The organism is Thauera sp. WH-1 (assembly GCF_047806685.1).
GTDB lineage: Bacteria > Pseudomonadota > Gammaproteobacteria > Burkholderiales > Rhodocyclaceae > Thauera.
Window position 1 is genome coordinate 1 of the sequence record NZ_JBLQGP010000048.1, and the last position, 7,859, is coordinate 7,859.

5 protein-coding genes are annotated in these 7,859 nt (G+C 62.9%); 4 read left to right on the plus strand and 1 reads right to left on the minus strand.

Going from position 1 to position 7,859, the window contains the following annotated elements; all coding sequences use genetic code 11:
* Positions 1-113: 113 nt before the first annotated feature.
* On the minus strand, positions 114-554 hold the full coding sequence (gene cadR / locus ACMV5O_RS21005) for a Cd(II)/Pb(II)-responsive transcriptional regulator (RefSeq protein WP_008063281.1): 441 nt from the start codon (positions 552-554) through the stop codon (positions 114-116).
* 83 nt (positions 555-637) lie between these two features.
* Between cadR and ACMV5O_RS21010 the strand changes: the two genes are divergently transcribed.
* The 4 genes from ACMV5O_RS21010 to ACMV5O_RS21025 all read left to right on the plus strand — a co-directional run bounded on the left by ACMV5O_RS21010 (position 638) and on the right by ACMV5O_RS21025 (position 7,800).
* Entirely contained in the window at positions 638-3,043 is a 2,406-nt protein-coding gene (locus ACMV5O_RS21010; protein ID WP_008063280.1) for a heavy metal translocating P-type ATPase, read from the plus strand.
* Positions 3,040-4,119, plus strand: coding sequence for a signal peptidase II (gene lspA / locus ACMV5O_RS21015; protein ID WP_008063278.1), 1,080 nt, complete (start codon positions 3,040-3,042; stop codon positions 4,117-4,119). The genes ACMV5O_RS21010 and lspA overlap by 4 nt, the downstream gene beginning before the upstream one ends.
* Positions 4,120-4,249: 130 nt before the next feature.
* The gene (locus tag ACMV5O_RS21020; protein WP_008063271.1) at positions 4,250-4,810 is read left to right on the plus strand and encodes a recombinase family protein; all 561 of its coding nucleotides are present in this window, start codon (positions 4,250-4,252) and stop codon (positions 4,808-4,810) included.
* A gap of 2 nt (positions 4,811-4,812) precedes the next feature.
* A complete protein-coding gene (locus tag ACMV5O_RS21025; protein WP_008063270.1) occupies positions 4,813-7,800 on the plus strand; it encodes a Tn3 family transposase in 2,988 nt (995 codons plus the stop codon).
* The last annotated feature ends 59 nt before the right edge of the window (positions 7,801-7,859 follow it).

Sequence of the window (7,859 nt, forward strand, 5' to 3'; positions counted from 1 at the left end):
GTTTCCGGCGCTCGGCCGGAGGCCATGCGCCGTGCGCCTTGCGACGGGGCGTGTTACTCGCTGGTGTCAAAGTCGGGTCAGAAAACGGAAAATAAAGCACGCTAAGCCCTTACTTACCCAGATGTTTGACTTTTCGTGGCACTTTCACCATGGCAATTGCAATTGCCCAACCCTTGCAAAATGCCGCACGCCTCTACAGATCGAGAGCCAGAACACTTCTCGCGCAAATCAACCAAGTGCCGCTTTAACTGCAACAGCGCGGACACACGCATTTCCACCTGTTGAATATGGGCCTCCAGCAGCGTGTTGACCTCCCCACAGTCCTGCATCGGGTTGTCTCGCAGACCCAGCAATGCGCGAATCTCGCTCAACGTCATGTCGAGCGAACGGCAATGACGGATGAATTGCAAGCGCTCAATGTGCGCCTCACCGTACAGCCGGAAGTTGCCACCGCTTCGCGCTGGCTTCGGCAGTAGCCCTTCCTTCTCGTAGTAGCGGATGGTCACAACCTCGCATCCAGAGCGCTTGGCGAGGTCGCCAATTCTGATTTCCATGCATCAATCTCCTTTATTTCACTTGACTCTATAGTAACTATAGGGTTTGTAATGGAAGTTGTATAGATTTGAAGGAGTTATTTATGAGCGAATGCGCTTCCACGGCGTGTGGCTGCTCGGCTGGGCCGATCATCCAACCCACGACACAAGCCCCAGCGACAACCGGATCGGCTCAAGCGGTGTATCGCATCGAGAACATGGACTGCCCCACGGAAGAGGCGCTGATCCGAGGCAAGCTGGTCGGGCTGGCGGGGGTGGTTGGTCTTGAGTTCAACCTGATGCAGCGTACTTTGGCCGTTCGGCACGAACTGCCTTCGTTGTTTCCCGTTGAGCAGGCGCTAACCGCCATCGGCATGCAAGCCGTGCGCATGGATCAGGCATCGACCGGGCAAACGACCAAGCTGTCCATTACCAAAATGGATTGCCCGACCGAAGAGACGTTGATCCGCAACAAGCTCGGTACCATGGCCGGAGTTGCCGATCTCGATTTCAACCTGATGCAGCGCACGCTGTCGGTACGCCATGCGGACCAGGTTCTGCCGGACGTGCTCGCGGCACTGCAAGCGCTTGGATTCGAGGCGCAGGTGTTGGACACCGCAGAGGCCGCATCGCCATCCGCATCCCTTGTGACCACGCCGACCAACTGGTGGCCGCTGGGCATCTCCTTTGTAACTGCATCGGCGGCCGAGGCGGTCTACTGGCTCCACAACGGCAATCATTGGTCGGTCGTCGTTCTGGCGCTCGTCGCGGTCTTCACCGGCGGTCTGTCCACCTACAAGAAAGGTTGGATTGCGCTCAAGAACCGTAATCTCAACATGAACGCCCTGATGTCGATTGCCGTCACGGGTGCCATGTTGATCGGGCACTGGCCCGAGGCGGCAATGGTGATGGTGCTTTTCGCGCTGGCCGAGGTGATCGAAGCCAAGTCGCTGGATCGCGCCCGCAATGCCATCCGTGGCCTGCTCGACCTGACCCCGGAACAGGCCACGGTGCAGCAGGCTGACGGCACATGGCGCGAGGTGGGTGCAAAGCAAATTGCCATCGGTAGCCGCGTCCGGGTCAAGCCAGGTGAGCGCATCGCCCTGGATGGTGAGGTGCTGGAAGGCCGCTCTGCCGTCAACCAAGCCCCGATCACGGGTGAAAGCCTTCCGGTCGAGAAATCCCCCGGTGATCCGGTGTTTGCGGGCACGATCAACGAATCCGGTTCATTCGAGTACCGCGTCACCGCCGTGGCCAGCAACTCCACATTGGCCCGCATCATTCACGCGGTAGAGGCTGCCCAAGGAAGCCGTGCGCCGACTCAGCGCTTTGTCGATCAGTTCGCCCGCTGGTACACGCCCATTGTTTTCGGTGTTGCCATCGCCGTCGCGTTGTTGCCACCGCTGTTCATGGGTGCGGCATGGCTCGACTGGATTTACCGTGCATTGGTTCTGCTGGTGGTCGCCTGCCCGTGCGCACTGGTGATCTCTACGCCGGTCAGCATCGTCAGCGGCCTGGCCGCTGCCGCCCGCCACGGCATTCTCATCAAGGGCGGCGTCTATCTGGAAGAAGGCCGCAAGCTGCGCTGGCTGGCTCTGGACAAGACCGGCACGATCACGCACGGCAAGCCCGCACAGACCGATTTTGTCACTTGGGGCAATGCACTCGCCGCAAACAGCCGCAGCATCGCTGCCAGTCTGGCGGCTCGTTCCGACCACCCTGTATCCAAAGCGGTGGCACAAGCCGCGCAGACGGATGGGGTTGCCTTACTCGACGTAGCCGAGTTCAGCGCGCTGCCCGGTCGGGGCGTGCAAGGCCAAATCAACGGTGAGACCTACCATCTTGGCAACCAGCGGATGCTCGAAGCGCTGGGGCAATGCACACCAGAACTGGAACAGCGCATCGCGGCGCTGGAAACCATGGGTAAAACTGTCGTGATGTTGGTCAGCGCAAAAGGGGTTCATGCCTTATTTGCCGTAGCGGACACCATCAAGGAAAGCAGCAGGAGCGCCATTGCCGAGCTTCATGCACTGGGCATCAACACCATGATGCTGACCGGCGACAACCCCCACACGGCACAGGCCATTGCCGCACAAGCCGGGATCGACAGTGCGCAAGGCAATCTGCTCCCAGACGACAAACTGCGCGAAGTTGAGCTACTGGCCATAAAGGGCAAGGTCGGCATGGTCGGTGATGGCATCAACGATGCCCCGGCCTTGGCGCGTGCGGACATCGGCTTTGCCATGGGAGCGGCTGGCACCGATACCGCCATCGAGACCGCTGACGTGGCCCTGATGGACGACAACCTGGGCAAGATTCCGACCTTCGTGCGCCTGTCGCGTGCGACGGCGCAGGTGCTGATGCAAAACATTGTGCTGGCCCTTGGCATCAAGGCAGTATTTCTGGTGCTGACCTTCACGGGTCAAGCGACCATGTGGATGGCGGTGTTTGCTGATATGGGGGCCAGCTTGCTCGTCGTTGGCAATGGCTTGAGGCTGTTGCGCAAATGAGCTGGAAATTCTTTCTCTACGACTGGGGTGGTCTAAACATCGCGTTGTTCCAAGCCATCAACATGAGCACACCTGCAGCGCTGGAACCGCCGGTATCGTTCTTCAACCTTGTGATAGGCAACTACTGGACTGCACCACTGATGCTCTTGGCGATGTGGGGATGGTCAAAGTCGGCACCTGACCCAACGCGGGCCGATGCCATCCGGTACAGACTCAGAGTCTTTAGCGTGGCCTTTGCGTTGGCATTTCTCGTCGCCACCATCTTGAAGCTATGGATCGACTTTCCACGCCCGCCTGCCGTTTTTGGCGACATGGTGCGCGTTATCGGGGGCATCGAACGACACTACAGCCTGCCCAGCGGGCATGCCACCTATGCCGCGCTGGTGGTCGGCGCGCTCTGGCCTTTGATAGGCCGTCGTGGCCGCATCGGCTTGGTGTTGTACGCCGCATTGGTCGGTTGGTCACGCATCGCAGCCGGAATGCACTTTCCTGCCGATGTGCTGGCGGGGTGGGTACTTGGATTGAGCTGCACGGCGCTCGCCGGGTGGCTGATGCCGCTGGCCGCCCCTGTGTGGCAATCGGCTCGCCGCACATCGACTTGGGTCTGGTTCGCAGTGGCCGCCAGTTCTGTCATGACAGATCAGCTCGCAAAGTTCGCCATCACCCGCACGTTTGCCTACGGTGAACAGGTCGAAGTCAGCACCTTCTTCAACATTGTCCATGTCCTGAATCCCGGCGCGGCATTCAGCTTTCTGGCGAACGCTGGCGGCTGGCAACGTTACTTTCTCATGGCGCTGGGTCTGGTCGTTTCTGCTTGGCTGGGCCGCATGCTGTGCCAGCAGCGGCCACGCCTTGAAGCGGTGGGCTACAGCCTGATCCTTGGTGGTGCGCTCGGCAATGTCGTGGATCGTGTGCTGCGTGGATCGGTTGTCGATTTCCTCGACTTCCATTGGCAGCTTGTGCACTGGCCCGCCTTCAACCTCGCTGATGTGGCGATAACTATCGGAGCGCTCTGCCTGTTCTTGACGGTTGTACCGAAAAGCAGTAGAGGCACAGAGGCCGATGTGTCCGGTTAAGCTATACCCTAACATGGCGTCAGACCATCCGGCGCGAAAGCGTCAGAATAGAGTCGCCTTCAGAATTGATTGACACGCACCGTCAAGAGTCATAGATTTCTTCCTGACACATTCCCCTCAGGAGGACCCTTTGCACGGTCAGCGCATCGGCTACGTCCGCGTCAGCAGCTTCGACCAGAACCCGGAACGCCAGCTTGAGCATGTGCCGGTGGACAGGCTGTTCACCGACAAGGCATCGGGCAAGGACACCCAGCGCCCCGAGCTAGAACGGTTGCTCGCCTTCGTGCGCGAGGGCGACACGGTGGTGGTGCACAGCATGGACCGCCTGGCGCGCAACCTCGACGACCTGCGCCGTCTAGTGCAGAAGCTCACCCAGCGCGGCGTGCGCATCGAATTCGTCAAGGAAAGCCTGACCTTCACCGGCGAGGACTCGCCGATGGCGAACCTGATGCTGTCGGTGATGGGCGCGTTCGCCGAGTTCGAGCGCGCCCTTATCCGCGAGCGGCAGCGCGAAGGCATCGCGCTCGCCAAGCAGCGCGGGGCCTACCGGGGCCGCAAGAAGGCGCTGTCGCCGGAGCGGGTGGCCGAGCTGCGCCGGCGGGCCGCCGCCGGCGAGCAGAAAGCCAAGCTCGCCCGCGAATTCGGCATCAGCCGCGAAACCCTGTACCAATACCTGAGAACGGATGACTGACCATGCCGCGCCGCAGCTTGCTGACGCCCGCCGAGCGCACCGGCCTGCTTGCCTTTCCGACCACTGACGACGACCTCATCCGGCATTACACCTTCTCCGAACCCGACCTGTCAGTGATCCGCCAACGGCGCGGCAACCACAACCGGCTCGGTTTCGCGGTGCAGTTGTGCTACCTGCGCTATCCCGGCTTCGCCCTGCCGACCGACGCGGAACCGCCCGCATCCCTGCTGAATATCGTCGGCCGCCAGTTGCGCATCGCGCCGGACATCTGGCCGCAGTACGCGCAGCGGCCGGAAACCCGGCGCGAGCACCTGCTGGAATTGCAGGCGTGGCTGAAGCTGACGCCGTTCGCGGCCGCCGACTACCGGCGCTTCGTCCACCAGCTCGCCGAGCTGGCCCAGCAGACCGACCGGGGTATCGTGCTGGCCGAGGCGCTGGTCGAGCTGCTGCGGCAGCAACGTATCATCCTGCCGGCCATCGATGTCATCGAGCGTGTATGTAGCGAGGCGCTCACGCGCGGTACGCGCCAGGTGTACGCGGCGCTGACCGCGCCGCTGGCCGATCACCATCGCCGTGCGCTCGACGGTCTGCTGGCGATCCGCGAGGGCACCAAGGGCAGCGGGCTAATCTGGCTGCGCCAGCCGCCCGGCCCGCCCAAGCCCAAGCATGTGCTGGCCCACCTGGAGCGGCTGAAGACCCTCCGTGACCTGGCGTTGCCGGATGGGCTGGAGCACACCGTCCACCAAAACCGCCTGCTGAAGCTCGCCCGCGAAGGAGGACAGATGACGGCCCAGCACCTGCGCGACCTGGAGCCGAGCCGCCGCTATGCGACCCTGTCCGCGGTGATCCTCGATACCCGCGCCACCCTGATCGACGAGATCATCGACCTGCACGACCGTTTCATGGGCGCGCTGTTCAGCAAGGCCAAGCGCAACCACGCCGACCGCTTCCAGCAGTCCGGCAAGGCGATCAACGACAAGGTGCGGCTCTACTCGCGCATCGGCCGCGCCCTGCTGGAAGCCAAGCAGTCGGGCGGCGATCCGTTCGCCGCCATCGAGGCCATCATCCCGTGGGAGGTGTTCACCGAGAGCATCACCGAGGCCGAGCTGCTGGCCCAGCCGGAAGGTTTCGACTTCCTCGCGCTGGTCGGCGACGGCTTCAACCAGCTCCGGCGCTACACGCCGGCCCTGCTGGAAGCGCTGACCATGAAGGCCGCGCCGGCGGCACGCGAGCTGCTCGCCGCCGTCGATGTGCTCAAAGGGATGAACGAGCGCCAGGCGCGCAAAGTGCCGGACGATGCGCCCACGTCGTTCGTGCGCAAGCGCTGGGAAAGCCTGGTGCGCAACGAAGACGGGTTGGATCGGCGCTTCTACGAGCTGTGCGTGCTGTCCGAGCTGAAAAACTCGCTGCGCTCCGGCGACATCTGGGTGCAGGGCTCGCGCCAGTTCAAGGACTTCGAGGACTACCTGTTGCCGCCACCGCGTTTCGCCGCGCAGCGCGATCAGCGGGAATTGGGCCTGGCCGTCGAAACCGACTGCGAGCGCTTCCTGGAGGCGCGCCTCACGGTGCTGCAAGAGCAACTGGCGACGGTGGAGCGGCTGGCCGCCGCCAACGAGCTGCCCGACGCCGCCATCACCAGTACCGGCCGGCTCAGGATTTCGCCGCTGGACAACGGCGTGCCCGACGAGGCCGAGGCGCTGATGCAACAGGCGTACAGCCCGCTGCCGCACCTGAAGATCACCGAGCTGCTGCTGGAAGTCGATGGCTGGACGGGGTTCAGCCGCCACTTCAAGCACCTCAAGAGCGACGCGGCGGCCGAAGATCAACACCTGCTGCTGACGACCATCCTGGCCGACGCCATCAACCTGGGGCTCTCCAAGATGGCCGAATCCTGCCCGGGCGTGACCTATGCCAAGCTGACCTGGTTGCAGGCGTGGCACATCCGCGACGAGACCTATTCGGCCGGGCTGGCCGAGCTGGTCAACGCGCAGTTCCGTCAGCCGTTCGCCGCCTATTGGGGCGATGGCACCACGTCGTCGTCGGACGGCCAGAACTTCAAGGCCGGCGGTCGGGGCCACGCCGCCGGCCAGGTGAACCTGAAGTACGGCCAGGAACCGGGCGTGCAGTTCTACACCCACATTTCGGACCAGTACGCGCCGTTCCACACCAAGGTCATCAACGCCACGGTGCGCGACGCCACCCACGTCCTGGACGGACTGCTGTACCACGAATCCGACCTGCGCATCGAGGAGCATTACACCGACACGGCCGGCTTCACCGATCACCTGTTCGCGCTGATGCACCTGCTGGGCTTCCGCTTTGCGCCGCGCATCCGCGACCTGACCGACAAGCGCCTGTACATCCACGGCGACGCCAAGCAGTACCCGACGCTCGCCGGCCTGATCGGCGGCAGCGTCAACGTGAAGCACATTCGCGCCCATTGGGACGAAATCCTGCGCCTGGCCGCCTCGATCAAGCAGGGCACGGTGACGGCCTCGCTGATGCTCAGGAAGCTCGGCAGCTACCCGCGACAGAACGGCTTGGCCGTGGCCTTGCGCGAGCTTGGGCGAATCGAGCGCACGCTGTTCGCGCTCGACTGGATGCAGAACGTCGAGCTGCGCCGCCGCGTGCAGATCGGTTTGAACAAGGGGGAGGCCAAGAACGCGCTGGCCCGCGCCGTGTTCCTGAACCGGCTCGGCGAAATCCGCGACCGCAGTTTCGAGAACCAGCGCTACCGCGCCAGCGGCCTCAACCTGGTGGTGGCGGCGATCGTCCTGTGGAACACCGTCTACCTGGAGCGGGCCATCCAGGGGCTGCGGGACTCGGGCAAGGACATCGACGAGAGACTGCTGCCACATCTCTCGCCGCTGGGCTGGGAGCACATCAACCTGACCGGCGACTACATCTGGCGGCAGAACAAACACGTCGAGCAGGGCAAGTTCCGGCCGCTGCGATTGATCGAGCAGGCACCGCTAGCAACGTCTTCGTAAGGTCTATCAACTGTGGAGCTACTGATCTTGATTCTGAAAACGACCGGACTGTTCATCGC

Bases quoted from the DNA above. Each gene is read 5' to 3' on its own strand.
- cadR (WP_008063281.1), bottom strand. From the start codon at position 554: ATGGAAATCAGAATTGGCGACCTCGCCAAGCGCTCTGGATGCGAGGTT.
- ACMV5O_RS21010 (WP_008063280.1), top strand. From the start codon at position 638: ATGAGCGAATGCGCTTCCACGGCGTGTGGCTGCTCGGCTGGGCCGATC.
- lspA (WP_008063278.1), top strand. From the start codon at position 3,040: ATGAGCTGGAAATTCTTTCTCTACGACTGGGGTGGTCTAAACATCGCG.
- ACMV5O_RS21025 (WP_008063270.1), top strand. From the start codon at position 4,813: ATGCCGCGCCGCAGCTTGCTGACGCCCGCCGAGCGCACCGGCCTGCTT.